The sequence below is a fragment of the Lichenifustis flavocetrariae genome (assembly GCF_026130545.1).
In the GTDB taxonomy this organism is placed as follows: Bacteria; Pseudomonadota; Alphaproteobacteria; order Rhizobiales; family Beijerinckiaceae; genus Lichenihabitans; species Lichenihabitans flavocetrariae.
Window position 1 is genome coordinate 1 of record NZ_JAMOIM010000003.1, and the last position, 25,808, is coordinate 25,808.

General features: G+C 65.0%; 20 protein-coding genes. 4 read left to right on the top strand and 16 right to left on the bottom strand.

Annotation, left to right across the window (positions count from 1 at the left end; translation table 11 throughout):
* Positions 1-146: 146 nt before the first annotated feature.
* The 5 genes from M8523_RS05475 to M8523_RS05495 are packed head-to-tail and all read right to left on the bottom strand — an operon-like array spanning position 147 to position 5,456.
* Positions 147-1,328, bottom strand: coding sequence for a Gfo/Idh/MocA family protein (locus M8523_RS05475; RefSeq protein ID WP_282583839.1), 1,182 nt, complete (start codon positions 1,326-1,328; stop codon positions 147-149).
* 10 nt (positions 1,329-1,338) lie between these two features.
* Positions 1,339-2,391 carry a sugar phosphate isomerase/epimerase family protein gene (locus M8523_RS05480; RefSeq protein WP_282583840.1) on the bottom strand — a complete coding sequence of 351 codons (1,053 nt, stop codon included), beginning with the start codon at positions 2,389-2,391 and terminating at the stop codon, positions 1,339-1,341.
* A 27-nt stretch (positions 2,392-2,418) separates the two neighbouring features.
* Positions 2,419-3,312 (bottom strand): carbohydrate ABC transporter permease, encoded by an 894-nt coding sequence (locus M8523_RS05485; protein ID WP_282583841.1) that lies wholly within the window; start codon positions 3,310-3,312, stop codon positions 2,419-2,421.
* Positions 3,305-4,249 (bottom strand): carbohydrate ABC transporter permease, encoded by a 945-nt coding sequence (locus tag M8523_RS05490; protein WP_428349890.1) that lies wholly within the window; start codon positions 4,247-4,249, stop codon positions 3,305-3,307. Before M8523_RS05490 ends, M8523_RS05485 begins: the two co-directional genes overlap by 8 nt.
* The gene (locus M8523_RS05495) at positions 4,209-5,456 is read right to left on the bottom strand and encodes an ABC transporter substrate-binding protein (protein WP_282583843.1); all 1,248 of its coding nucleotides are present in this window, start codon (positions 5,454-5,456) and stop codon (positions 4,209-4,211) included. The genes M8523_RS05490 and M8523_RS05495 overlap by 41 nt, the downstream gene beginning before the upstream one ends.
* Positions 5,457-5,654: 198 nt before the next feature.
* Between M8523_RS05495 and M8523_RS05500 the strand changes: the two genes are divergently transcribed.
* Genes M8523_RS05500 through M8523_RS05510 form a run of 3 tightly spaced genes read left to right on the top strand, consistent with a single transcriptional unit; the run spans position 5,655 to position 8,688 of the window.
* Positions 5,655-6,869 carry an ROK family protein gene (locus tag M8523_RS05500; RefSeq protein WP_282583844.1) on the top strand — a complete coding sequence of 405 codons (1,215 nt, stop codon included), beginning with the start codon at positions 5,655-5,657 and terminating at the stop codon, positions 6,867-6,869.
* A gap of 36 nt (positions 6,870-6,905) precedes the next feature.
* Entirely contained in the window at positions 6,906-8,003 is a 1,098-nt protein-coding gene (locus tag M8523_RS05505) for a Gfo/Idh/MocA family protein (protein WP_282583845.1), read from the top strand.
* Positions 8,004-8,034: 31 nt separating this feature from the next.
* Complete coding sequence (locus M8523_RS05510; protein WP_282583846.1) at positions 8,035-8,688, top strand: ThuA domain-containing protein; 654 nt, start codon at positions 8,035-8,037, stop codon at positions 8,686-8,688.
* Here the strand turns inward: M8523_RS05510 and M8523_RS05515 are convergent.
* The 6 genes from M8523_RS05515 to M8523_RS05540 form a co-directional block, all read right to left on the bottom strand.
* The gene (locus tag M8523_RS05515) at positions 8,648-9,751 is read right to left on the bottom strand and encodes an ABC transporter ATP-binding protein (protein WP_282583847.1); all 1,104 of its coding nucleotides are present in this window, start codon (positions 9,749-9,751) and stop codon (positions 8,648-8,650) included. The genes M8523_RS05510 and M8523_RS05515 overlap by 41 nt on opposite strands.
* A gap of 8 nt (positions 9,752-9,759) precedes the next feature.
* Positions 9,760-10,572: a carbohydrate ABC transporter permease gene (locus tag M8523_RS05520; protein WP_282583848.1), complete on the bottom strand. Its 813-nt coding sequence runs from the start codon at positions 10,570-10,572 to the stop codon at positions 9,760-9,762.
* Positions 10,573-10,581: 9 nt separating this feature from the next.
* Entirely contained in the window at positions 10,582-11,487 is a 906-nt protein-coding gene (locus tag M8523_RS05525; protein WP_282584202.1) for a carbohydrate ABC transporter permease, read from the bottom strand.
* Between the two features lie 123 nt (positions 11,488-11,610).
* Positions 11,611-12,822: an ABC transporter substrate-binding protein gene (locus M8523_RS05530; protein ID WP_282583849.1), complete on the bottom strand. Its 1,212-nt coding sequence runs from the start codon at positions 12,820-12,822 to the stop codon at positions 11,611-11,613.
* A gap of 55 nt (positions 12,823-12,877) precedes the next feature.
* Complete coding sequence (locus M8523_RS05535; protein WP_282584203.1) at positions 12,878-13,744, bottom strand: sugar phosphate isomerase/epimerase family protein; 867 nt, start codon at positions 13,742-13,744, stop codon at positions 12,878-12,880.
* Positions 13,745-13,791: 47 nt separating this feature from the next.
* A complete protein-coding gene (locus tag M8523_RS05540; protein ID WP_282583850.1) occupies positions 13,792-14,826 on the bottom strand; it encodes a Gfo/Idh/MocA family protein in 1,035 nt (344 codons plus the stop codon).
* A gap of 112 nt (positions 14,827-14,938) precedes the next feature.
* On the opposite strand from M8523_RS05540, the gene M8523_RS05545 reads away from it, so the two are divergent.
* Positions 14,939-15,976 carry a LacI family DNA-binding transcriptional regulator gene (locus M8523_RS05545; protein WP_282583851.1) on the top strand — a complete coding sequence of 346 codons (1,038 nt, stop codon included), beginning with the start codon at positions 14,939-14,941 and terminating at the stop codon, positions 15,974-15,976.
* A gap of 371 nt (positions 15,977-16,347) precedes the next feature.
* Here M8523_RS05545 and M8523_RS05550 read toward each other — a convergent pair whose 3' ends face one another.
* From M8523_RS05550 to M8523_RS05565, 5 genes are all read right to left on the bottom strand, one after another.
* Positions 16,348-18,609, bottom strand: a complete 2,262-nt coding sequence (locus tag M8523_RS05550; RefSeq protein WP_282583852.1) for a glycosyltransferase family 4 protein — start codon at positions 18,607-18,609, stop codon at positions 16,348-16,350.
* Entirely contained in the window at positions 18,609-19,709 is a 1,101-nt protein-coding gene (locus M8523_RS36565; protein WP_345894225.1) for a zinc-binding dehydrogenase, read from the bottom strand. The genes M8523_RS05550 and M8523_RS36565 overlap by 1 nt, the downstream gene beginning before the upstream one ends.
* Positions 19,702-21,822 (bottom strand): glycosyltransferase, encoded by a 2,121-nt coding sequence (locus M8523_RS05555; protein WP_345894226.1) that lies wholly within the window; start codon positions 21,820-21,822, stop codon positions 19,702-19,704. Before M8523_RS05555 ends, M8523_RS36565 begins: the two co-directional genes overlap by 8 nt.
* A gap of 7 nt (positions 21,823-21,829) precedes the next feature.
* Positions 21,830-24,094 carry a UDP-galactopyranose mutase gene (gene glf, locus M8523_RS05560; protein ID WP_282583853.1) on the bottom strand — a complete coding sequence of 755 codons (2,265 nt, stop codon included), beginning with the start codon at positions 24,092-24,094 and terminating at the stop codon, positions 21,830-21,832.
* 196 nt (positions 24,095-24,290) lie between these two features.
* Positions 24,291-25,466, bottom strand: a complete 1,176-nt coding sequence (locus M8523_RS05565; protein ID WP_282583854.1) for a glycosyltransferase family 4 protein — start codon at positions 25,464-25,466, stop codon at positions 24,291-24,293.
* Positions 25,467-25,808: the final 342 nt, after the last annotated feature.

The window sequence follows — 25,808 nt, forward strand, 5'->3', positions numbered from 1 at the left end:
GACCTCGGCCGCGCCCTCGGCAAAAGCACCTACGGCCAATACCTCCTGCGCCTCGCCGAAACACCCGCAAACTGAGCTGGTGAGGCCGGTCAGCTCAAGGACGACCGACGACAGTTCGAGCAATCAGGCGGAGCTGTAAGCAGATTTCAGGGAGCCTCGACTTCGGTCCAAATGCCCCCGGCCGTCGATGAGCGAACGCAAGCCGCGATGAAGGCCATGCCCTTGAGGCCGTCCTCGATCGTCGGATAAGTGACGGCGGCGTTCGGTGTCGTGCCGGCTTCGGCTGCGCCGATCGCCTCGGCGGCCTCGCTGTAGATCGTCGCAAAGCCTTCGAGATAGCCCTCGGGATGGCCTGGCGGCAGGCGGGACACGCGCCGGCCCGCCTCCCCGGTGCCGGCACCGTTGCGGGTGAGGAGCTGTTTGGGCTCACCGAAACGCGTGAACCAGAGCTGGTTCGGATTCTCCTGATGCCATTCGAGACCCGCCTTGTCGCCGTAGACCCGCAGACTGAGACTGTTCTCCTGCCCGACCGCGATCTGGCTCGCCCACAACATGCCCTTGGCGCCGTCCGCGAAGCGCAGCAGAACCTCCACATTGTCGTCGAGCCGCCGCCCCGGCACGAAGCTCGTGAGATCCGCCAGGACCCGGTCGAGCGTCAGGCCGGTGACGAAGCTCAGCAGGTTGTAGGCATGCGTGCCGATATCTCCGATGGCGCCGCCCGCGCCTGAACGTTCGGGATCCGTGCGCCATTCGGCCTGCTTGGAGCCACTCGTCTCGGCCGCATTGGTCAACCAGTCCTGGGCATATTCGGCCTGGACGTAGCGGAGGCTGCCGAGCTCGCCCGCCGCGATCATCGCGCGAGCTTGCCGGATCAGCGGATAACCGGTGTAGTTGTGCGTGAGGATGAAGAGTTTCCCAGACGACTTCACCGCGCGGGCCAGCGCCCTGGCGTCGTCGGTCGTCGCCGTAAGCGGCTTGTCGCAGATGACATGGATGCCGGCGTCGAGAAAGGCTTTGGCGGCCGGGTAATGCATGTGGTTCGGCGTCACGATCGCGACAGCCTGGATGCCATCGGGCCGCGCGGCTTCCGCCTTCGCCATCGTTGCGAACGAGTCGTAGATGCGGTCCGGGGCGAGACCCAGCGCCGCGCCCGACTCCCGTGACTTCTCTGGTGTCGACGAGAGGGCCCCGGCGACGAGGTCGAAGCGGTCGTCGATCCGAGCGGCGATGCGATGAACGGCGCCGATGAAGGCCCCTACTCCGCCTCCCACCATGCCGAGGCGGATCCTGCCGCCAGCGGTCGGGGCGGCGCTTGCTTCGATGGCCATGCGGATCTCCCTAGATGCCCAGAATGCGACGGTTGGCGGCCTGATCCGTGCCCCCGGAGGCAAAATCGTCGAAGGCCTTGCCGGTCACGGGGATGATGTGGGCCGCAATGAACTCCGCTCCCTCACGTGCCCCGGTCTCGGAGTCCTTCAAGGCACATTCCCATTCGAGCACGGCCCAGCCATCGAAATCGTTGGCGGCCATCTTGGCGAAAATGGCGGCAAAGTCGACCTGACCGTCGCCCAGGGAGCGGAACCGGCCGGCCCGGTCGACCCACGAAGCATAACCCGAATAGACGCCCTGGCGCCCGGTGGGATTGAACTCGGCGTCCTTCACATGGAAGGCCCGGATGCGCGTGTGATAAATGTCGATGAAGGCCAGGTAATCGAGCTGCTGGAGCACGAAGTGGCTTGGGTCATAGAGGATGTTGGCCCGAGGGTGATTGCCGACGGCTTCGAGGAAACGCTCGAACGTGGCGCCGTCGAACAGATCCTCGCCCGGATGAAGCTCGTAACAGGCATCGACGCCGTTTTCGTCGAAGGCGTCGAGGATCGGACGCCAGCGCGTCGCGAGTTCTTCGAAGGCGGTGTCGATCAGTCCGGCCGGACGCTGCGGCCACGGGTACACATAGGGCCAGGCGAGCGCGCCCGAGAATGTGGCATGCGCCTTGAGGCCGAGCCGGCCGGACGCCTTGGCGGCGGCTTTCATCTGCGTCACGGCCCAGGCCTGGCGCGCCTTTGCGTCGCCGCGCACGCGCTCAGGCGCAAAGCCATCGTACATCGTGTCATAGGCGGGATGGGTGGCGACCAGCTGGCCTTGGAGGTGAGTGGAAAGCTCGGTGATCTCCAAACCATGCGCCGCGACCCGACCCTTGATGTCGTCGCAATAGCCCTGGCTTTCGGCTGCTTGGTCGAGGTCGAACATTCCCGGCACGAAGGTGGGGATCTGCACGCCCTTGTAGCCGAGTCCCGCCGCCCATCCGCACAGGCCGTCGAGCGTATCGAACGGCGCAGCCGCGCCCGCGAACTGCGCCAGGAAGATGCCCGGTCCCTTCAAGGTCTTCATGTTTTCCATTCCTCCCTCGGGTTGTGTTCAGCCCTTTACGGCGCCGGCCGTCAGTCCGGCAACCATCCATCGCTGCGCCGCCACGAAGATCACGATGGCGGGCAGGATGGTCAGCGTGATGAAGGCCAGGACCAACTGCCAAGCGGTCGAATACTGGCCCTGGTAATCCATCAGGCCGAGCGGCCACGGATAGAGCGCAGTGCTGTTGAGCAGAATCAGCGGCACGAGATAGTTGTTCCAGCTGCCCACGAAGGCGATGATACCGACCGTCGACAGGATCGGGCGCGACAGCGGCAGCGTGATGTAGAGGAAATAGCGGATATAGCCGCAGCCATCGATGCGGGCGGCATCGAGCAGTTCCGACGGCAGCTGACGGAAACCGTTGCGCAGCAACAACGTCGCCATGGCGAGGCTGAAGGCCACCTGGGGCAGCACCACGCCCGTATAGCTGTCGAGCAGCCCCAGGTCTCGCACCTGGATGAAGAGCGGCAGGATGGCCGCGGCAGCCGGGAACATCAGGCCGAGCGTCAGATAGGTCAGTAGGAATTGCTCGCCGAAAAAGCGCAAATGCGCGAACGCGAAAGCCGCCATGCTGGAGAGCCCGAGCGTGAGGGCGACAGTGGCGGCCGCGACGATCAGCGAATTGCCCAGCACCTGCCAGTAGCGCGCACCCGACAGGATCGCCCAATAGTTCTCCCAATGCCAGACATGGGGAAGCCCGAGCGGGTTGGTCCGCAACTCACCGACCTCCTTGAAGCCGCCAAACGCGGTGGCAAGCAGGGGCAGCAGCACGATTGCGGCGACCAGGAGTAGGACGGTCAGGCGGAAGGGAGGGTACAGGTCGAGCGTTGCCCATCGGCGCGGCTTGGCATCGCGACCGACGAGCCCGTAAGGGGACTGAAGGGTACGAAGCTCACTCATGGCGCATCAGTAGCCGCTGGTAGCCGAAGGCGAACAGCACCGAGACGGCGAACAGGACGACGCCGACGGCCGAGCCGAAACCGATCCGCATGCGGCCCATTCCGAAGCTGTAGAGAAACGACACCATCGTATGGGTCTGGTCGAAGGGTCCGCCTCCGGTCAGCGGGATCACCATGTCGAAGAGCTGCAGTGCGCCGATGATCGAGAAGAACACCGACAGCTTCAGCATCGGCGCAAGCTGCGGCAGCGTCACATGCCAGAAGCGTTGCCGCGCCTTGGCGCCGTCCATGGTGGCGGCTTCGTAGAGCGAACGATCGATGCCTTGCAGGCCGGCGATGTAGAGCATCATGTGAAAGCCGAAATATTTCCAAACGATGACGATGATCAGCGCCGTGAAAGCCGTGCCGGGGGCGGCCAGCATGTAGAGCGGCCCGAAGCCGAGCTGCTGGGCAAGGCTCGAGACGGGGCCGTAGTCGCCGTCAAAGATGAAGCGGAAGATCAGGCCGGCCGCGACATCGGCCAGGATGTAGGGCAGGAAGAAGATCATCCGGAAGGCCACGGAGCCGATTTCCCGCCGCGCCAGCAGCAACGCCATGCCGAGCGCGAGCGGCAATTGAATGCCGATCGAAGCCACGATGATGAGCAAATTGTTGAGGGCCGCCTGGCGGAACGTCGCATTGGCGAAAAGCTGGAGGTAGTTCTTGACGCCGATGAAGGCCTTCGGCACCCCGTAGCCGTTCCAGTTGTAGAAACTGTAGCGCGCCGCCTCTCCCATCGGCACCACGACGAAGAGCGTGAAGAGCAGAACGGCCGGCGGCACAAAGACGGCCGCAGTGACCAGCATGGCACGTGGTCGCCTCGGACGGCGCCGGGGAAGCACGAGGGCCGTCACGACCTCACTGCTCGTCGAAGGCTTGCTGCAGGGCCTTGGCGCCATCTTCCGGCGTCATCTGGCCGGCTGGGATCGCCACCGAGATGTCGTTGACCACCCGACCCACGGACGGCCCGAGATCCTGATCGAAGAAGATCTGCAGGGCGGTCGCGTGGGCGAGATCCTCTGCGACAGACTTGGTCACGGGGTTGGACACATCCGCGCCCGTGCCCACGATCGCGGGAATGTAGTAGCCCTTCGCGGCCGCCTCTTTCTGGTATTTCTCCTGGCTGAAGAAGCGAAGGAAGTCCTCGGCCTCCTTGGGCGCGTTCTTGCTTACCAGGAAGCCGTTCACCCCGCCGAGCGCGTCGGTCGCCAGTCCCTTGCCGCCTGCGACGGTGGGGAACGAGAACGTACCGATGTTGTCGTCGGAGAGGCCCTTGCTGTCGGCCGCGTTGTTCTTTTGCGTGTTGACGAGCCAGTTGCCCATGAGTTGCATCGCGCCCTTGCCGTCACCGAACAGCCCGGCCGCTTGGAGGTGCAGCGTCCCCTGGTAACCCGGCTGGAACGGATCGAGCTTCGCCAGTTCTTGCAGCTTCTTGCCGGCATCGACGAAGACCGGACCCGTGAATCCACCGTCCTCACCCGCCTTGGCCCGTTTCAGGATGTCGGCTCCGCCCTCGCGGAGGACCAGATAGGACCAGTAGAAGTGCATCGGCCATTTCTCGCCGGCGCCCACCACGATCGGGGTGATACCGGCCGCCTTGATGGTCTTCACGGCCGCCAGGAAGTCGTCCCAACTCTTGATGTCGGCGGCCTTGACGCCGGCCTTGGCGAACAGTGCCTTGTTATAGAAGAACGCCACCTTGCTCATCAGCACCGGGACGCCGAGCGTGTCACCGCCGCTCTGGAATGCCTTCGCGGCGGTCGGAACCAGGGATGCGGCGAAGGGCTGCACGGCCGCCGTGATGGGTCGGATAAAGTCGGCTTGCTGCTGCGCCAACATGACGCCGCCACCCCATGAAAAGATCAGGCTCGGCGGGTCCTTGCTTTGCAGCATGGTCGGTAGCTTGGCCTTGAAGGCTTCGTTCTCGATATACTGGAACTGAACCGTGATGTCGGGATGTTGCGCCGTGTAGTCCTTGCCGATGCGGTCCCACAACGCCCGCTCTCCGGGGTCCGTTTCGACATGAACGGCCGTCAGGGTCGTGGCGAAACCCGAGCCCGTCAGAGCCAAACACAAGGAAACGCCCAACAGCAGCGGCTTCAACATGGTTCCTCCCGAGAACAACGCGTCCGCTTTTGTTTTCTGCGGCTCACGGATTTAATCTCGCGTGGTTTTGAGAGGCAAGTCAAGTCTACAGGAGAGGATACGGCGTGTCCGAGGTGTTGATCATGATTGACAGTACCCTTTCCAAGCCGGATTAATGCGGAACCCGTAATAAAGCGGGAGTCACGCGCACCGGTCTCCATGAAAACCGCCGACCCTGAATTGATGCGCGCCATCAACCGCTTCCATGTCATGGATGCGGTGCGCCGCTTCGGGCCGATCGCCAGGGTCGAGATCAGTACCCGCACGGAGCTGAGTCCGACCACAGTCTCGGCCATCACGGCGGCGCTGCTCGAAGACGGCCTTATCGTCCCGCGCCAGATGGGCGACCTGCGGGATGCCGCGCGTGGTCGTCCCCGGGTCCTGCTGGAACTCAATCCCGAAGCCGCCCAGGTGGTGGGCGTCAAACTCGCACCCGACCGCATCACCGTGGTGCTGACCAATTTTCGCGCCGATGTCCTGGCACAGCTTGCCTTGCCGATCCGCCTCAGCCGACAGGCCGCCGCCGTGGTGGCCGACCTCGTCGAGGACGGCATTCGCCAATGCGTGGCGGATGCCGGATGTCCCCTCGAGAACGTGCGGGGCATCTGCGTCGGTCTGCCAGGGGTCGTGGAACATGGCGCAGGTATATGCCGCCAGAGCCCCGTCTTCACCGAGTCCGATGTGCCCTTCGCGACCGAGTTGAGCCGTCGGCTCCAACGTCCCGTTTCCATCGACAGCGACGCGAACCTCGTGGCCCTGGCGGAATCCTGGTTCGGCGCCGCACGCGGGCTCGACGACTTCCTGGTGGTCAGCGTCGAGCATTCGCTCGGGCTCGGCATCATGCACAAGGGCGAGCTGTTTCGCGGCGCCGGCGGCCTCAGCCCGGATCTCGGCGACATGCTGGTGCGTCCGGCGGGCCGTACCGATGGGACCCGGCTGGCCGATATCGCGTCCGAGGCGGCGCTACTCATCGAGGCGCAGGCGGTGCTGACAGCCCCCGAAGATCAACAATTATTCCGGGCCGGGCGGGGGCTTGGTCGCGTTCTTGCGCTGGCCGAGGCCGGCGATGCCCGGATGACCGGGCTGCTCGGGGAGGCCGGTGAGGCGCTCGGCTTCGCCATCGCCAACCTGATCGCGCTCTTCGCGCCGCCCAAGGTGATCCTGGCCGGAGCGTTGATCCAGGAGGGCGCACCGTTGCTTGACGCCTTGCTCCGCACTGTGGCGGCGCTGCTGCCCCCGAGCCTCGCGGGTGTGGCCGAGATCGTCACCCATCGCTCGACGGACACCATTTGGGCGCGCGGCGCCGCCGCGATGACGCTGCAGGAGCTCTACGGAGCACCTTGGAACACGACGGGCCCGGCGCTTCGGGCCTGAATCATAACGAACCTAATGAGACAGGGAGAACCATCCATGAACCGCGTCGGCATCGGCATCATCGGCTGTGGCAATATCAGCCCGGCCTATCTGAAGGCGGCCAAGACCTTCCCGATCCTGGACATCCGCGCCTTGGCGGACGCCAACCCGGGCGCCGCCGAGGCGCGCGGTGCAGAATTCGGCATCCCGGCCGTCACGGTCGAGCAGCTGCTGGCTGACCCGGCGATCGACATCGTTGTCAACCTTACCATCCCCAAGGTGCACGTCGAGGTCGGCCTCGCCGCCGTGCGGGCCGGCAAGCACATCCATTCGGAGAAGCCACTCGGCGTCACGGCGGCAGAGGCCCGCAGGCTGATCGCAGCCGCGGCCGAACGCGGCGTGCGGGTCGGCTGCGCGCCCGACACGTTCCTGGGCGGTGCGCATCAGACCTGCCGGGCGCTCGTCGACGAAGGCGCGATCGGCCAGCCGGTGGGCGGCACGGCCTTCTTTCTGTGCCCCGGTCATGAGCGCTGGCACCCGAACCCCGGCTTCTACTACGCGGAGGGCGGCGGCCCCATGCTCGACATGGGCCCCTACTACATTACGGACCTCGTCAACCTGCTCGGCCCCGTGGCCCGCGTCGCAGGCATGACGAACCGGCTGCGGAACGAGCGGACGATCACCAGCGAGCCGCAGCATGGCGAGCGCATTCCCGTTGCCGTCGCGACCCATGTGGCGGGCACGCTGCAATTCGTGTCCGGCGCGGTGGTGACGGTCGCCATGAGTTTTGACGTGCCCAAGCACAAGCACGTACCGATCGAGCTCTACGGCACGGAAGCGTCGCTCGTGGTGCCCGATCCCAACTTTTTCGGCGGCCAGATCGAGCGCGCCGCTGCCGGCGGCGATTGGACGGACGTGGAGACGCGGCATTCCTATGCCGACGGCAACTACCGGTCCATCGGGGTCGCCGACATGGCTCATGCGATCCGCTCGGGTCGCCCCCACCGCGCCAGCGGTGACCTCGCTTTTCACGTCTTGGAAGTGATGGAAGCTTTCGGCCGCTCGTCTGACGCAGGCACATTCATCGACATCGGGAGCCGGCCCAAGCAGCCCGCGCCGCTGCCGGTCGGGCTCGGGCCGGGCATGCTCGATTGAGCGTCATCAACACCACAAAAGGGAGGATCACATGCGCGAAGCCTTGATTGTCTGGGGCGGGTGGAGCGGCCACGAGCCCGAACAGGGGGCGAAAATTGTCGCCGCCATGCTCGAGGAGGAAGGGTTCAAGACCTATGTCGAGGCCACTACCGAGGCCTTTGCCGATCCCGCGATCGCGGACATGAGTCTGATCGTGCCGATCTACACCATGTCCAAGATCGAGAAGGAGGAGCTCGACAACCTCAACCGTGCCGTGCAGGGCGGCGTGGGCCTGGCCGGATACCACGGTGGCATGGGTGACGCCTTCCGCGACGCCGTCGAGTACCAGTTCATGGTGGGCGGCCAATGGGTGGCGCACCCGGGCAACATCATCGACTACACGGTCGAGGTCACCCGGCCCGACGACCCGATCATGGCCGGGATCCCGGCGAGCTTCCCATACCGCTCCGAGCAATATTACATGCACGTCGACCCTTCGAACGAAGTGCTGGCCACGACGCGCTTCACGGGCGAGCACGCCTCCTGGATCGATGGCGTGGTCATGCCCGTGGTGTGGAAGCGGCGGCACGGCCTCGGAAGGGTGTTCTATTCCTCGCTCGGCCACGTGGCGTCGGAGTTCGACGTGCCCGAGATGCGCACGATCCTCAAGCGCGGCCTGCTCTGGGCGGCGCGTCCCGCTGCGTGACGAGGCTGGCTTCGCTCTCGCGATCGAAGATGTGCAGATCGGCGGGGTCGAAGCCGATCTGCATTGGGTCGCCCAACGTGACGTCGAGACGCCGCGCAAGGGTCATCACCATGGCTTGCGACGCGACCTTCAGCTTGACGAAGGTCGTACTCCCGGTGGATTCGATATGGTCGACGACACCGTCGAACCGCGCTCCGCCCTCTTGGCTGAGGCGCAGATGCTCTGGACGCAGTCCCAAGAGCACCGGCCGTCCCGGCTCCAGAAGCATGGGGAGCGACAAGAGCGGCCCTTCTGCACCGTCAAGCCGCGCCGCCCGGCCCGACGGATCCACCGTGCCGGGCAGGATGTTCATGGCCGGAGAGCCAATGAAGCCCGCCACGAAGCGGCTGGCCGGGCGGTCGTAAAGATCGAGCGGCCGCCCTTGCTGCTCGATGCGCCCGGCTCGCATCACCACGACATGGTCGGCCATGGTCATGGCCTCGATCTGGTCATGCGTGACATAGACCGAGGTCGCCGCGAGACGGTCATGCAGGTCACGCAACTCGCCGCGCATGTGAACCCTGAGCGCCGCGTCGAGGTTCGACAGCGGCTCGTCGAACAAAAAGACCTTCGGGTCGCGCACGATGGCGCGCCCCATGGCGACGCGTTGTCGCTGGCCGCCCGAGAGCTCGCGCGGGTAGCGGCCGAGAAGCGCTTCGAGACCAAGGGTTGCCGCGGCCACCTGCGTGCGCCGCGCGATATCGGTTCTGTTGAGCCGCCGCAATTTCAGCGCGTAACCCATGTTTTCGGCGACCGTCATATGCGGATAGAGGGCATAGGACTGGAACACCATGGCGACGTCGCGTTGGCGCGGAGGTCGTCGCGTGACGTCCTCACCGGCGATGCGCAAGGTACCGGCGGAAATCGCTTCGAGGCCCGCGATGGTCCGCAGCAGCGTGGATTTCCCGCAGCCGGAGGGACCGACCAGAGCCACGAACTGCCCGGCCGGCACCGCAAGATCGATGCTCTTGAGCGCGTGATACGTCCCATAGTGCTTCTGGAGACCATCGAGGGTGATCTGCATGGCGGGACTCACTTGATGGCGCCAGCCGTGAGGCCGGCCACGATGCGTCGCTGAAGGAGCACGAAGATGATGAGGATCGGCGTCACATAGATGGCCGAATAGGTCATGATGCCGTGCCAGTCGCTCGTGTTCGGACCCAAGAAGGCCGACAGGCCGACTGTCGCGGTCTGCAGTCCGTCGTCGCTGATCATGGAACGGGCGAAGACATATTCGCCGAAACTCTGCAGGAACACGAGGACGGCGGCGACCAGGATGCCGTTGCGGGCGAGCGGCACTGCAATATGGAAGAAGGCGGCGAGGCGCGAATGCCCGTCGACGAGCGCGGCCTCCTCCAAGTCCCGCGGCACGCCCGCGAAGCTGGCCCGGCAGATCACCACGTAGAACGGCAGCGCCTTGGCGGTCTGGGCCAGGATCACGGCGAGACGCGGGGTCCCCAGAAGTCCTGCGAGGTTGAAGCCCACGAAAAGCGGTGTGACGACCAGCGAGGAGGGCAAGACCTGCATCATCAGCACGAAGAACAGGAGGGCATCGACCCAGCGGCCCCTTGCGCGACCCAGCACATAGGCGCAGCCGGTGCCGAGCACGATCACGAGGGCCGTGACCCCCACCGCCACCACGAGCGAATTCCACAGATAGGAGGGCATGTGACGGCCGAAGAAGACCTCACCGACGTTCCAGAACGGGCGTTGGGGAACGAGCGTCGGGGGATACTGGACAATCTCGGCATCGTCCTTCAGCGCCGTCGCATACATCCAATAGAGGGGAAACAAGTAGGCGCCGGTGATCCCGATCCCGATCGCGGTGAGGAGGTAACGCTTCATGCCCGCCCCTCAGCCTATTTGCTCGTGCCGCGTCGAGCGGACGTAGAGGGTCGCGACGCCGATCACGACCGCGATCATCAGCACCGCGATCGTGCTGCCGCCGGCGATGTCGTAGGTCTGGAACGACAATTGCCAGGACCAGAACTGGGCCACGTTGGAGCTGTTCGAGGGGCCACCCTGCGTCATGCCGGCAAAGAGGTCGAACTGCTGTAGGGTGAAGATGACCGACAGGGACACGAGCGCCCCGAGGGTCGCGCGCATCATCGGTAGCGTGATGGAGCGGAAACGCTCGACCGGCCCGGCCCCGTCGAGTTGCGCCGCTTCATAAAGATCCTTCGGAATGGCCGCGAGACCGACCGACAGGAGAAGCATGTTGAAGGGAATGCCGAGCCAGATGTTGGCGATCGTCACGGCATAGAGCGAGGTCGCCGGGTCCGACATCCAGAAGATCTTGGTCGGGTGCAGGTGCGTGACGGCGAGCAGGGAATTGACCACGCCGTTGTCGCCCGCGAGCATCCAGCGCCAGATCCCGCCCACCACGAGGCCGGGCATGATCCACGCGGCGAGGAAAAGGCCGCGCATGATGCCCGCACCTGGAAAGTCCTGCTGGAAGAAAAGGGCGAGCGCGAAGCCGAGAACGAGTTGGCACGCGACCGACAGCGCCACGAAAACCAGAGTATGGCGCGCCACCATGCCGGCCTCGGGGCGGGTGAGGACGTCGACGTAGTTGGCGAAGCCGACGAAGGGCCGGCTGAAGTCGCCGAGCGTGAACATGTCGACCTGCTGAAGCGACATCAACACGGTGTAGAGGATCGGCGCGAGGCCGAAGACGATCAGATAGACGAGCGTGAGCAGAACCAGCAGGGCGTCGAGGCCACGCCCGTCGCGGAATGTATCGAACACGGACAGGCGCATCGTTGATGCGGTGGGGTCTGGCAGGGCAGATACCGCAATGCGCCCCGGTCTGCTCGTCTGGCCGCTGATCTTCATGCCACCTCGCAGTATAGGTTCACCCGAGACCTGGACGGCTGGAGGGGCCTATTTCTTGAGGACCCGGTCGATCTGAGCCTGTGCGGTGTCGAGCGCCGTCTTGGCGTCGGTCTGATGCGTGAGGGCAGCCTGAACAGCGGTCTGGATGGGCTTCGAGATCTTCACCCAGTCGGGGCTCGGGCCACGCACCTTCGCGTCTTCCAAAGCCGTGGCGAAGACCTTGTAGGCCGCCGGCCATTTCGGATCGGGCACATCGACCTTGGAGGCCGGCAGGAACCCGAAGTCGTTCCACACGGTGGGCATCCGGGCATTCATGAAGGAGATCATCGCGAAGGCCTCCTTCGGATGCTTGGCCTTCGTCGGGATGACGTTGGTGCCCTCGCCGAGAGCCGAGGCACGCGGGCCGCCGGCCGTCTTGACGGGCAGCAACGCGACACGCCAATCGAACTTGGCGTCGCGGCTCATGCGCGGCAGTTCCCACGGGCCGGAGACGACCATGGCGGCGTTGCCGGCATTGAACGTGCCGGTCGAATCATACTGCCCGCGCACGAGAGTGTCGGGCGAGGCGACCTTCTCGTCGATCAGCTTCTGCCAAAACTGCAGAGCCTCGACGGCGCCCGGCGTGTTGATGTGGTCGTAATTGCCGCCCGCCATCTGCACCCAGGGCAGGAACTGGAACGTGCCCTCCTCGGAATTCGCGGCCGAGAAAGCCAAGCCGTAGACGTTCTTGGCCGGGTCGGTGAGCGTCTTGGCGGCGGCGTAGAATTCGTCCCAAGTTTGGGGCGGGTGGTCGGGGTCGAGCCCGTGGGCCTTGAACATGTCGGCGTTGTAAAAGAGCGCCAGCGTATTGGCGCCGCGCGGCACTGCATAGACCTTGCCGTTCACCGACGCGGCGCCGCGCGGGCCGGGGTAGAAGCTCTCCATGTCGATCGTCTTGTCGGCCGCGATCATGCCGGTGAGGTCACTCAGCGCCCCCCGGGAGGCGAGCAGCGCCACGTCCGGATTGTCCACGTAGCTGATATCCGGGACGTTGCCGGTCATGGCCGCGCGGGCGAGATCGTTCACCATGTCGGGAAACTGCACGCGGCGGACATTCACCTTGATGTCCGGGTGCGCCGCCTCATAGGCCTTCGCCATGCCGTAGGCATATTGCCCGTCCTGGTCGACCGACCAGAAGTCGAGCGTGAGCGGCTCCGCCCGCAAGCTCGATCCACAGACCCCCAATAAGGCCACAGCGGCCAACGCCGTCGTTTTCATCATGGTTCTCCTCCCTATAGTGTCGTCCGGCCCTCTGACGGGGCCGTGGCGGTTCGGTTCAGGCGGGGTTCGGCACGAAGCTGCCACCACGGCTGAGCTTGAGATGGTTGAGGGCCGCGACCTGCCCGGTCATCTCCAGGGCGTCACGATAAACCGGATCGTGCCAGCCTTCGATATCGATCGAGCCGCGATAGCCTCCGAGGCGCAATTCGGAAATCACATCCGTCCAATTGGTGTCGCCGAAGCCGGGCGTGCGCATGAACACGAACGGCACCTTGCCGAACACTCCGTGGCGGCGGATCACGTCCCACCGGACGGTCGCGTCCTTGCCGTGCACGTGGAAGATTTTCGTGGCCCATTCGCGGATCTGCGGCACGGGGTCGATGAGATAGACGAGCTGGTGGCAAGGCTCCCATTCGAGGCCGAGGTTGTCGTCCGGCAGCGAGTCGAACATCAGCCTCCAGGCGTCCGGATTATGCGCGATGTTCCAGTCGCCAGCGGCCCAGTTGCCATCCATGGCGCAATTCTCGAAGGCAATGCGCAAGCCGCGGTCGGCGGCGCGCCTGGCGAGATCGCCCCAGACTTCCCTGTAACGCGGGAGGCTGTCCTCGATGGGCTTGCCGCGCACCCGACCCGTGAAGCCACAGATGGTTTTGGCGCCGAACAGATGGGCATTGTCGATCAGCGCCTTCCAGCCTTCGAGGGTCTGACGGTCGAGATCCCGGTCCTCCAGCGGGTTGCCGAACATGCCGAGCGTCGGGATCGTCACGTCGCGGTCGCCGATCGCATCCTTCAGGCCGTCGGCCAGGCGCGTGAGGTCGGTCCCGCCGGTCGTCTGCCAGAAGAAGGGTTGCAGGCTCTCGAAGCCGTGCGGCAGGATCTGCCGCACGTAGCCCGCGGGGTCGGGTGCGTTGCACTTGATCATTGTGCCGATGCGGAAAGCCCTGGTATCGGCCGGTGCGGATGCGTCGCTCACGCGGAAAGCTCCATGACGTCGTTATAGGTGACCCGATGCCCCGTTTCGGCGCTCCGGATCGCGCCCAGCACCATGGCCAGGCTGCGGATGTTGTCAGTGCCCGGACATTCCGGGGTACGGCCGCCGCGAAGTGCATCGAGGAAATCACGAATGACACCCTCGTGGCCGCCGATGCGGTCGCCGGGATCAAGTGGTGGGATCTCGATCGAGGTCTCCTCCGAAAGCAATCCGGTGCGCCCGATTGGCCGTTCCGCCGCAAACCCGTCGGCGCCATCCCAGGTGAGCGTGCCGTTCTCGCCGACCAGGCGCCACACGCTTTCCCAGCTCGTGCGCAATCCTTCGGCCGCCCAGCTGCCCCGATAGGTCAGCACCACGCCACCCGACATCTCGAAGATTGCATTGGCGGCGGCGCCGGTGCGGTACCACGAGCCTTTGGGGTTGGTCTCATGGCAGTAGACCGCCTTGGGCACTGCGCCCGAGACATAGCGGGCCGCGTCGAAAGTGTGGATCGCCATGTCGAGCAGCAACACGTGATCCATGTCTTCGCGGAAGCCACCGAAATGCGGTCCAATGAAGAAGTCGCAGTGAACGGCCGTCAGCGCCCCGATGGCACCGCTCTCGACAAAGCGCCGCAAGCGGCGGATGCCTGCCAGGAAGCGGCGGTTCTGCACTACCGCATGCACGCGTCCCTTGGCGGCGGCGAGATCGATGAAGTGGCGCGCGTCGGCGAGGCTCGTCGCCATGGGCTTCTCGGTCAGCACGTGGCAGCCGTGCCCTATAGCCGTCTCGACAACCCCATGCCGCGCCGCCGGGACCGTCACGTCGAAGACGATGTCCGGATGCGTCGCTTCGAGCACGGCGGCGAGGTCCGTGCCGCAGAGGACATCCGCCAGCTCGAATGCCGCGGCCTGCCGCTTCGCGGCCGCCAGATCGAGATCGACCAGTGCCACAATCTCGAGGTCGTCGATTTTGGCGCATGCGTCGAGCCAACCACGGCTCATCTGCCCGCAGCCGACTAGGGCCACTTTCATGATCGGCGCCTCCCGTTTCGCCAGCTTTTGCCGGTCTCACTTGCGTCCGTAAACGTTTACGATGGTGGACGGCCCGTGTGAAGCTGTCAAGAACCCCGGGGGAGGAAAGTTCGTGACGGCGAATCGGACGATCGGCATTCGGAGATTGGCGGCCGAACTGGGGATCTCAATCGGCACCGTCTCGCGCGCCCTGAACGACCGCACCGATGTGAACTCCCAGACGCGGGCGCGTGTGCGCGAAGCCGCCGAACGGCTCGGCTACGTGGCCAACCATTCGGGCCGCAGCCTCCGGCAGGGGTCGACCGGCACGGTGGGGGTGCTGTGGCGCGTGTCGGAGAGCCTGGAAACCCATGGTGATCCGTTCTCGGTTGCCCTGTTCGACGGCATGCAGACGGAACTGGCCGCGCAGGGACGCGACCTTGTGCTGCTGATGACCCAACCTCATGAACAGCTCGACCGAGTGCGCCGCGTCGTCGAACGCCGCATGGTGGACGCGCTGATCCTGCCGTGGACGGAAATCGACGATCCTCGCCTCGATCACGTCGCGGCCCAGCGGTTTCCATTCGTGGCTCTCGGTCGCAGCCGTTCTGGCGGTGACCATGCCTGGATCGACTTGGACTTCGAGACCGCCGGGCGCACGACGATCGAGCGCCTGGCCGGCCTCGGGCATCGCCACATCGGCCTCATGGCGTCCAGCCGCGAGCTGATGCAGGGCGCGGTGCTGACCGAAGCCTGCCAGGCGGCTCTCGCTGCACTCGGCCTGCCCCCCGCGGCGGTTGTGCCCGACAGTCTGACCGAAGCGGGCGGCTATCTCGCGAGCGCTGCTTTGATGGAACGCCATCCCCGGCCTACCGCGCTCATCGCCAACAGTGAGCGGATGGCCGTGGGGGCCTACAGACTTGCGGCGGAGCGCGGTTTCGTCGTCGGCCAGGATGTCGCCGTGATTGCCATCGCGTCCGACAATGCCCTGTGCCGCTACCTCAGTCCCTCACTGACCTGCTTCGACCCGGCCCCCTTCTCGCTCGGGCGTCGACTCGCTGAGGTCGCCCTGGACCAGCTCGTCGCACCGCTCACCCGGAAAACAGAGCAGCTCTGGCCCATGCGGCTCATCGAACGGGAAAGCGATGGCGCGGCACGACCCAATGTGTGACCACCGTCAAGGTCGATGCTGAAGCGGCCCGGCGCGCGCAGGGATTTCTCTTCCTGGTCTCCCCGGATCAAAGCCGATGTTCCGTTTGCATGAAGCGGCGACCGGCACCTGTCATGACACTGCTGAAGGTGAGATCCGGAGCGGGCGGGACAAGGGCTCGCGTGCCGTTTCGTTGGCCAGCACAAGAAGCCGGGGAAATAGTGCTGTTCCCTTCCTACCGCCGCGCCCGGCTGACGCGCTCCGGATCTCGGGGCGAAAATGCCGGCCGACGCGAGAAGGTTCAGCGCTGTGGCTATTTGTCATCGAGGTCCGGCCGGAACGGATCTGAACCTACTCTCGATGCAGCGCCCAGCGGCGTCGGGCACTCTGGATCAAGGATTGGGCGCGATGCCGAACAGGACGACTTGCCGGCGGATCTCGGCCGCAAGGGCCGGGTCACCGACGCGCCCTTCGGGCGATGGTGTCAGGGAGAGCAGTCCGTTCGGACAAGGGCGGTCGTCGTCCCAGCCAGGATGGTCAGCAATCGGGTAAAGGCACAATCCCTCGACCGGCACGCCCGCGTGTCGAGCGGCGCGGACTTCCACCCCCATGCCGGAGAGCCAGGACGCCCGGAGGTCGCCTTCGATCCCGGTTTCCGCCACGAAGATCGGCCGTCCATAGCGGGCGTAGGTCTCAGCCAGCATGTTGCGAAACGGCTTGTAGTCGCGGTGATCCGCCGCGATGGGGCCGGTTCCGTGGATCCACTGGTTGTTGAAGTAATAGTTCACGCCGACGATATCGAGATGGCGGGGCGTGCCGCCGAGCTGAGGCCATGCGTGACCCGCGATCATGTCCCAGCCCTGGTATTGCGCCTGGTGGTGGCCCGCCGCATGGGGGCGCTCGTGCGACCTCTCGGGGTGGACGATCACGTTGATCACGGGATCGGCGTGGACGAAACGGGCGCGCGGCTCGACATTCCAGATCGCGTCCATCGCGGCGATCGCCGTGCGGGCGAGTTGCACCTTGAGCTCATGGCCGCGTCCGCGAGCGAACGGGTTGAGATAAGCGGCATCGCCCCCGCCCCATGCGAAGAACGAAATTTCGTTGACCGGAGCATAGAACGGCACCCCACCCGTTTCCTCGCGCACCACCCGGGCGGCGGCGGCGGCAAAACGAGCGAAGCGATCGACGAAAGCGGGCCGCCAGATATCGATGTCGTCCGGCCAGCCGTAATGCAAGAGGTCCCAGATCACCTGGGTCCCAGTCTCCCGTGCCGCGCGCAGCATCGGCAGAAAGCTCGACCAGTCGTAGCGCCCCGGCGCTGTCTCGATGCGGTGCCAGCGCAGACCGTCGCGGACCGTCAGGATGCCATGCTGGGCGAGGGTTCGGTAATCGGCGGCGGCATGCGTGTCGTGAGCGATCGAGGCGATCACGTCCAACCGTCGCCCGTCATGCCGCCTGTGGGTGGAGGATTCGAAGCCGCCCTGCATGAAGGAGCGGAACAGGGTCGGCGGCGGTGCCGGAACGCGCTCCTCGAGCACCGCGGCAAAAAGAGCCGTCCATTGCGACACCACGGCGTCGACCGCGTAGTCGGCTTCAACTTTTGCCCGGAGCGCGCCGCCCAATCGTTGCCGCAAGGAAGGCTCATCGAGAAGGTGAAGCATAGCCTTGGCCACGGCCTCGGGGGCCTCATGCGGGACGAACAGTCCCGAAACGCCGTCGGTGATCTGCTCCAGCGCGCCGTTGTCCGGCGTCGCGATCACTGCGAGCCCGGCAGCACCGGCCTCCGCGATCACGTGCGGCATGCCTTCGTGGCGTGACAACCAGGCCAGCATGTCGAGCCCGGCCAGCAGCATCGGCACGTCTGGACGATCCCCCATAAAGCGAAGGCGGCCGTCGAGACCCAGAAGCGTTGCCTGGCGCCTCAGGGTGTCGGCATAGTCGGGCATGAAGGCATCGGGACCGCCGATGATCACAAATCGCGCGTCGGGCCGGTCCCGCGCCACCAAAGCGGCGGCGGCCAGGAAATCCTCAACGCGCTTCTTGCGATCGAGGCGCCCGACCCAGCCGATGACCGGTACCTCGGGACCGACGTTGAACTCGGCCCGCGCAAGGGCCCGGTCGCCTGGTCGGAAGGCCTTGAGGTCCACCATGGAAGGGATGACGAGCGCCTGCGTCTCGCGCCCCGGCATGCGGCCGGCTGCGGCGTCGCGGATCGAACGGCACACGCCGACATAGCGGGCCGTGAAATGTTTAGGCCCGGCCAAAGCCTCCTCGACGAGACCGCCATGCTCGATCAGCGGCGGCCGAAGGTGCAAGCGCTCGAGCGCCGGATAGACATCGGCGACGTTCTGCGAGGAGACGACGATGTCATAGGTCGGGATCTTGCACGCAAGATACGCGACCGTATCCTCGAAGGAGAGATGGTAGGGCGTCCTGTCGACATCGACGCCAAGCGCCTCCAATTGCCGGTGCGTCTGCTCCGGCATGCCGTCTTTGCGGAAACAGGCGACGACATCGACACGGAACTTGCGACGGTCGAGCGCCTCCGCCAGGAGCCGGACCTCCGTTTCCTCACCGCCGACCACCAGCCACGCGAACACCCAGAGAATGCGGACCGGCGGCTCCGCTGGCGCAGGCGATTGTTCTGGCATCAGCCCGCGCTCTTGAACACGATCTGCAGGAAGTCCGGCCGCGTCTCGACCAGAGTCTTGATGAAATCCGGCCCTTCGTCGAACGGCACGATGTGGGTGATCACGTGTTTCTTGATGTCGTCGCCGAAGCGCTCAAGCAGCGTGATCGTCTCCAGAGCCAGGCGTCGCCGGCTCCAAGTGAACCCCAGGCCGCGCGGTACGCGATTGATCTGGGCGCAGCGGAGAGACAGCCCATTGTGATGGAACTCCTCGCCCAAGCGTACCGCATCAGCGCCGCCCTGATAGAAAGCAAGATCGATCACCACGCCCTGCGGCCGCAGCGCTTTCAGCGCTGTCTGCAGCGCATCGGCATGCGCCCGCGTCTGAAAGACGACATCGGCGCCCCGGTCCCCGCCGCCGTGATGCCAGCGGGACTTGGCCAGGGACCAGGCCTCCGCCTCGGTTACTGCCTCCAGGCCGAGCCCCGCGGCCACTTGTCGACGGAATGGAGACGGATCGGCGATCACCACCTCCGCCGCGCCACAGTTTTTCGCGAACAAGGCCGTCAGAAGTCCCACGACACCGCCCCCGATCACAAGGACCGGCCGCTCCGCGATGCCCGCACCGAGCCTGGGAACATTGGCGCCGAAGAACTCGGCATCGGCATGCAAAATGCCATTGGCCGCGATCGGTCCCATCTGCGCCACGTAGATGCCGAGGATCGGATCGAGACCTGCCGGCAGCGGCACCAGCGTGTCGTGGAACGGATCGGCCGTATGGCCACTTTTGTGCGCGTAAGTCGTCGACACAACCTGGCCCGCCTGAAATGCGGGAGTGCGCGATTCGACCACGCGCGCCACCTCCATGTAACCCAGGAACGGCACGGGGAAGTGCTGTCCGGCTTCGCCTGAGATGAACACACCGCGTTCGCCATCCCAGCGCGAATGCAAGTAGGGGTTGGTGCCCTTGAAGAAGGTCAGCTCCGTGCCGGCGGAAAAGCCGGTATAGAGCGTCTCCAGCCGAACCTGTCCCTCGCCGGGCGGCCCCTCGTCATATTCGAAGAAAAAGCCCTGGCCGGGGCGTTCCACGCCAAGCGAGCGGATGCGACGATGCTCAGACATGGGCGGCCTCTGACGTGACTTCAGTGAGATTGATCGCCTGTCCGGTCTCGGCGGAACGGCGGATGGCATCGGTGATCCACAGGGTCTGCAGCGCGTCGGCGTAGGAGCATCGAATGCGGTTCTCGCCCCCGCGCACCGCATCGATGAAATCGCGATCCTGACGCCAGACAGGATCACCCTCCGCGCCCCGGAAAGGCCGACCCCGGCCGATATCGACCATCAGATCGTGGTCGGTGAGTTCCACCGCGAGCCCGTCGGCGAAGATGTGCAGCCCGACGCGATGGTTCCAGCGCAGCAGGCAGGTCGAGCCGATGTTGCCCACCGCGCCGGATGCGAATTTCAAACTGGCGGTGCTGACGGTCGCGACGTCGAGGCCTGGAAAGTCATCGCGGCGCTTGTGGGCGGTGAGGCCGAACACCTGCGAAATCGGCCCAACGAGATATTGTGCGAGATCGATGATGTGCGTGGTCTGCTCGTTCATCTGGCCACCCGACTGGGCCTGTTTCCACCACCAGTGCGGCGGCGGGGTCGAATCGAGCCAGTAACCCGATAGGAACTGGGCAGGATTATCGCCCAAGAGCCCGCGAACTTCGTCGACCGTATCGAGGTAGCGCCAGTGATAGCCGACGCCCGTGATGAGCCCCGCCTCCTTCACCTCGCGCGCGATCGCCTCGGCGAGAGACGTATCGAGAGCAACGGGCTTTTCCACGAAGAAGGGCAACTTGTGTGCGAGCGCGGCCCGCTCGGGACGACCGTGGGCAAAAGGCGGCACGCAAATAAAGAGGGCATCGAGCGCATGGGCATCGAGCATCGCATCGGCCTCGGCATAAGCATGGGCCCCGAAGCGTTCCGCGGCCTCGCCCGCACGCTTGATCGCCGGGTCCGCGAAGGCGACGATCTCGACATCCTCAAAGGTTTCGAGCACACCCAGGTGCCGGTGCGCGATGCCGCCTGCGCCGATGAAGCCGATGCGGGTGCGAGACCCTGGGCCGCCAGTCATAGTCTGTCTTCCTTGTTGCCGCAGCGGTCGGGCGAGCATGGCGCCGTAGAGCCGGGAGGTGTCGGCCGCCATCCGGTCGGCCGTGAAGGTGTCGAGATAGCGCGCCCGTCCCGCCGCGCCCATGGTTCGCGCGAGGATCGGTTGACCGGCGAGCGATGCAATGGCCGCCGCGAGTGCGAGTCCGTCTCCCGGTGGAACCAGCAAGCCGGTTTCTCCGGGGATCACCACCTCGTCGGTGCCGCCAACGGCCGTCGCCACGATGGGCAGGTGCGCCGCCATGGCCTCGATGGCCGCGAGCGGGAGCCCTTCGAACCGAGACGGGAGCACGAACACGTCAGCGCCCGATAGCAGGTCGGGCACATCGTCGCGTTGCCCGAGGAAGCTGACGACATCGTTGAATCCGAGTGCCGCAACCTGGGCTTGAACCGCGGGTTCGGTCGGGCCGGCGCCGGCAAGCCAAAGGCGCGCTTCGGGCACATGTCGCAACGCGCTGGCGAATGCGTCGATCAGAGTGGCGTGGTTTTTCTGATCCGTGAAGCGCGCCGTCGTGATGAGGACGCGGTGACTGTCATTGCAGCCCAGGCGACTTCGCACAGTCGCCCGATCGACCGATGGGTGACGCTCGGGCATGCCATTGTGAACGACGGAGAGGCTTTCGACATCAACACAGGCCGCGGCGAAGCTCGCTCGCGCCGCGTGGGAGACGCAGATCACACCATCGACAAGCGCCAAGCCCTCCGCGTGGGCGCGACGCTGTTCCGCATCCGTGATGACATCAGGAAGATGCTCTGTCCTCAAGATCGCCCGGATGCCCGCCGCACGCCCCGCTTCCGCGAGCCCATGTCCCTCCCAGCCGATCCCGGCATGGACGTGCAGCAAGTCGAAGGCGGCGCCGGCCAGCCAGCGGCGCACGGCATCTCCATCGTCTTCCAACCGTTTGACGCCAAGCCCTAGCCGGGCGGCACGGCCCAGGAGCGCCGATCCGCCTGGGCTCGCGGGGCACGCCAGGACCAGAGCATAGAAGGGCGACAGAGCCTCGCCGAGCGCCAGCATATGCTCGCCGACGCCGGAGGGCTCCAGACTGTCTGTCGCAAGGCACACCTTGGGACGCATCGTGGCGTCAAGCCATCGCTGCCGCGTTCGGTTCGCCGCTGGCGGGCACGTCTGCCGCCTCGACCACGCCGCGCTCGACCAGCTTGCGCCAGGTGGCAAGTGCCTGTCCAACCACCTGGTCCATGTTGTAATAGCGATAGGTCGCCAAGCGACCGACGAAGCTCACATCCGGCCGTGCCAGGGCGAGAGCCTCGTAGCGTTTGTAGAGCGCCTGGTTCTCTGGGCGGGGAATTGGATAATAGGGATCACCCACGTCGCTCGGGATCTCGTAGGTGATGCTGGTCTTGGGGCCGACCTGCCCGGTGAGGTGCTTGTATTCTGTGATCCGCGTGTGGGGCACGCTCTCGTCAGGATAGTTGATCACCGCCGCCGGCTGAAAGCGCCGGACCGGATGCGTCTCGTGCCGAAATTCCAAGCTACGGTAAGGCAGCGGGCCATAACGATGCTCGAAATATTCGTCGATCGGCCCCGTGAACACGGTGTGGCGCGCGATGCGCTCCCGCATCACATCTCCAAACTCCACGCCGGTTTCGACGGTAATCCGGGGATGATCGAGCATAGCCTCGAACATCCGCGTGTATCCATCAGCCGGCATCGCCTGGAAACTGTCCGTGAAATAGCGATCGTCGGTGCTGGTGCGCGTGGGAACCCGCTGCGTCACAGCCTTATCGAGCTCCGACGGATCGAGGCCCCATTGTTTGCGCGTATAGCCACGAAAGAACATCGCATAGAGTTCGCGCCCCACCTGGGAGATGACCGCGTCCTCAGCAGTTCGAATGACCGCCACCGGCTCGGCGCGGGCGGCGAGAAAAGCGGCCGCCTCAGACTCCGAGGTGAGATTCAGGCCGAAGATGGCATTCAGCGTTGTGCGGTTGATGGGCATCGGAACCGTCATGGCGCCGACGCGCGCGAGCACTCGATGCTCATAGGGCCGCCACCGCGTGAATCGCGACAGATAGTCGACGACGTCTCGGCTGTTCGTGTGGAAAATATGGGGACCGTAGCGGTGCACCAGGATGCCGGCGGCATCGACCGCGTCATAGGCGTTGCCACCGACATGAGGGCGGCGGTCCACCACCAATACGCGACAGCCTGAGCCTGCCGCCAAACGCTCGGCCAGCACGGCACCCGCGAATCCGGCGCCCGCCACAACCACGTCGAATGGTTTGCGACGTCCGCCAGGGCGTATGAAAGGCGTCTTCAAGACTTGGCCCATGCTTGGCGTTGCCGGTCGGTTGGCCGCCTCTTCGAGGAGATCGCGCATCCGGGCAAAGGTATCGTCCCACGATCCAGCCGCCAGGACCGCGTCGGCTTCGGGCCGCCATTTGTTCGGTTCACGTGAGAGGTCAAGCATCTCGGCGCATGCGGCCGTGAAGGCGGCCGGCGTGCCCGCGATGGCAACACCGGCCAGACGCCCATAATGCCGCTCCACATCGACAATGGGTGTCGAGACCACGGGCCGTCCTGCAGCGAGGTATTCGGGCGTCTTGGTCGGACTGATGAAGCGGGTGGCCTCGTTGATCGCGAAGGGCATCAGACACACGTCCCACCCTGCAAGATAGGCGGGCAGCGCGTCGTATCCCTTGTTGCCAAGGTAGTGGATATTGTCCCGTCGCGGCAGTTGCGCCGGATCGATTTTCACGACCGGGCCGACGATCACAAGGTGCCAGTCCGGCCGCGCCGCCGCGACGGCATCCAAGAGAGCGAGGTCCATTCGCTCGTCGACCACACCATAAAAACCCAAGCGCGGACGGGGTATCGCCGCCTGATCGTCCGGCTCGGCTGTCACCAGTTCCGCCTGGGCGAAATGGGCGACATCGACGCTCGACGGGAAGACATGAATGTTGTCGTGTGCGCCGCGCTTGGCGTCGAATAGGCTATGTCCGCCTGTGAAGACGAGATCGGCCCGCTGCATCAGCTCGACTTCGAGGTTCTTGAGGGAGGACGGGGCATGCCGAAAGGCGGAGAGTTCGTCCATGCAGTCGTACACGACCGACTGTGCCGCGACATGGCGCGCAAAACCGAACATCATCGGGGTGTAGAACCACAGCACCGGAGGGATGCCGCCGCAAGTTGTGGCGATCAGCATGTCCAGAAGCTCTCTAAGCGCCGTCTCCTTGCGGGCGTCATCCCACCAATGCGGCAGGCGTGGACGCAGCGAAATCACATCCTGTTCGGGAAACGGGTGGTGCTCAAGGTAGGGACGGCCGTGGTCGCAGGGGATCGCCTCCTCGAACACAAAAACGCGGCGCTTACGGGCGAAGCGCGTCATCAGGTGCTGTGGGCGTTGGCACACAAAGTCCCACCTCAGGTGGGAGAAGCAGATGATGGTGGAAGTTGAGGGAAGCTCGAAGGCAAAGCTGGCGGCGGGATTTGGCGTAGCCTTCAAACTGATCTCCTGATGCCACTATTTGCCATATATGTGGCAGATCACTCTAACGCGCTTATTGGCGGAATGGCTGCATCGATCAGTGATCTATGTCGAAGCCGAGCGTGCGACCTTTTGGAGTGTCTGCCATGACAGACATCAAGCGTGCGACACTATGCGGCCATGTCCAGCGGGACAGCACCGTTTCGCGGGGCGAGAAAGTGGCTGCGTCCTCGACGATCCGGGCGAGGGCTTGAGCAAAAGAGGATTCGTCGGCAGTTCGGCCCGCGGCAGGGAGAATGTACTGGAGCCCGCAGCGCAACCCGGCATTCGCGAGGACAGGAAGGCCGGCCAGCATGTATTCCGTCAGGATCGCCGGAGCACCATCGTCGACGCCGCACACTACCCCGACTTTCGCGAGGTTCATCAGCCGATTGACCTCGGTGAAACCGACGCCGGGCGGCCCGACGAAGTCGACGTCGAGGTTTCGCTCCTCGGCCTGCCGACGGAGTTCATCGGCCATCTCACCGTAACCGAAGACACAAAGCGCCCGCATCCTGCGCGGCGCTTGCGCCAGGGCGTCGAAGAACAGATCGTGCCGCTTGTAGGGCTGGGCGGCGGCGACATAGACAGCATCGTAAGGCTTTTCGATCCCAAGCGGCCGAAACGTATCCGGATCTGCGAATTCGGGACCGATCGGCAGAACGGCGCACGGGACGGCAGGGTGCCGGGCGCGCACCTCGTCGGACTGCCATTCGGACGCCGTCAGCACGAGATCGAACCGGCCCGACACGGCGTCCGGTACCCGCAATGCCGGTGCGTCGATCGAGTTGTAGATCTTGAAACTGTCGGCACAGGCATCGAGCAGCGCCTCATCCACACCCAATCCCCACACGCAGAGGATGCGCGGTGCCCCGAACGCTTTGACGAAGCCACGCATGCTGTTGGAAGAGAATGGCGGATCGGTGCGGCTTATGCGGAAAGCGCGTCGCACGAGACCACAATCGTCGCGACGGGCCGTCTCAGGGTCGGCCGAAACCAGATGGTGCCACACTTCCGCCCTGTCGACGAGGCCCGCCCGGATGCATGCGAGCGGCAGTCGTTCGAGGTAGCCGCCACGCACCTCTGGGTGTGCGATCGTGTCGGGCAAGGGCTGCGGCGCTTGCCGCCAGAAATCAGCGGCAGCGTCGACGCTCGGCTCCAGGTCACGCGCCGGAGGCCAGCCTTCACGAAAATCGCTAATGGCGACGAGCGTCCGTCGAAGCGAAAAGGGCACAAAACCTCGGGTACTCGGTGTTACCTGTGTCCCTTAAGCCCAACCCGCATCTTCATAAAGGCGCCGACGTGTCGCATCCTGGTAGCGGATGCGAGCTCTTGACCACGAACCTACACTCCCTGCGCGAGCGAAAGATAACGGGATGCAAGGGACCCTGACTGGGTGAGCCCTCGATCGATCACGCGTGTTCGTTCTGGTATCAAGCTGCATTAGGTTCGACTGGGCACCCTTGGCTGGATACCGGGTTTTGCCCCTTCGCCCTGCTTGCGGCTACGGCATTCACACATCTCAGCGAAACTTCCTAGAATTCCCCTCTCCACAAGGGACCACAAGGGAGAGGGG

What these genes read in the sequence shown, in the direction of transcription:
- M8523_RS05555 (WP_345894226.1), bottom strand. Translation starts at nt 21,822, where the DNA reads ATGCGTCCCAAGGTGTGCCTTGCGACAGACAGTCTGGAGCCCTCCGGC.
- M8523_RS05525 (WP_282584202.1), bottom strand. Translation starts at nt 11,487, where the DNA reads ATGCGCCTGTCCGTGTTCGATACATTCCGCGACGGGCGTGGCCTCGAC.
- M8523_RS05480 (WP_282583840.1), bottom strand. Translation starts at nt 2,391, where the DNA reads ATGAAGACCTTGAAGGGACCGGGCATCTTCCTGGCGCAGTTCGCGGGC.
- M8523_RS05535 (WP_282584203.1), bottom strand. Translation starts at nt 13,744, where the DNA reads ATGATCAAGTGCAACGCACCCGACCCCGCGGGCTACGTGCGGCAGATC.
- M8523_RS05495 (WP_282583843.1), bottom strand. Translation starts at nt 5,456, where the DNA reads ATGTTGAAGCCGCTGCTGTTGGGCGTTTCCTTGTGTTTGGCTCTGACG.
- glf (WP_282583853.1), bottom strand. Translation starts at nt 24,094, where the DNA reads ATGACGCGCTTCGCCCGTAAGCGCCGCGTTTTTGTGTTCGAGGAGGCG.
- M8523_RS05510 (WP_282583846.1), top strand. Translation starts at nt 8,035, where the DNA reads ATGCGCGAAGCCTTGATTGTCTGGGGCGGGTGGAGCGGCCACGAGCCC.
- M8523_RS05540 (WP_282583850.1), bottom strand. Translation starts at nt 14,826, where the DNA reads ATGAAAGTGGCCCTAGTCGGCTGCGGGCAGATGAGCCGTGGTTGGCTC.
- M8523_RS05475 (WP_282583839.1), bottom strand. Translation starts at nt 1,328, where the DNA reads ATGGCCATCGAAGCAAGCGCCGCCCCGACCGCTGGCGGCAGGATCCGC.
- M8523_RS05485 (WP_282583841.1), bottom strand. Translation starts at nt 3,312, where the DNA reads ATGAGTGAGCTTCGTACCCTTCAGTCCCCTTACGGGCTCGTCGGTCGC.
- M8523_RS05505 (WP_282583845.1), top strand. Translation starts at nt 6,906, where the DNA reads ATGAACCGCGTCGGCATCGGCATCATCGGCTGTGGCAATATCAGCCCG.
- M8523_RS05500 (WP_282583844.1), top strand. Translation starts at nt 5,655, where the DNA reads ATGAAAACCGCCGACCCTGAATTGATGCGCGCCATCAACCGCTTCCAT.
- M8523_RS05520 (WP_282583848.1), bottom strand. Translation starts at nt 10,572, where the DNA reads ATGAAGCGTTACCTCCTCACCGCGATCGGGATCGGGATCACCGGCGCC.
- M8523_RS05550 (WP_282583852.1), bottom strand. Translation starts at nt 18,609, where the DNA reads ATGCCAGAACAATCGCCTGCGCCAGCGGAGCCGCCGGTCCGCATTCTC.
- M8523_RS05515 (WP_282583847.1), bottom strand. Translation starts at nt 9,751, where the DNA reads ATGCAGATCACCCTCGATGGTCTCCAGAAGCACTATGGGACGTATCAC.
- M8523_RS05490 (WP_428349890.1), bottom strand. Translation starts at nt 4,249, where the DNA reads ATGGCGCCAAGGCCCTGCAGCAAGCCTTCGACGAGCAGTGAGGTCGTG.
- M8523_RS36565 (WP_345894225.1), bottom strand. Translation starts at nt 19,709, where the DNA reads ATGTCTGAGCATCGTCGCATCCGCTCGCTTGGCGTGGAACGCCCCGGC.
- M8523_RS05530 (WP_282583849.1), bottom strand. Translation starts at nt 12,822, where the DNA reads ATGATGAAAACGACGGCGTTGGCCGCTGTGGCCTTATTGGGGGTCTGT.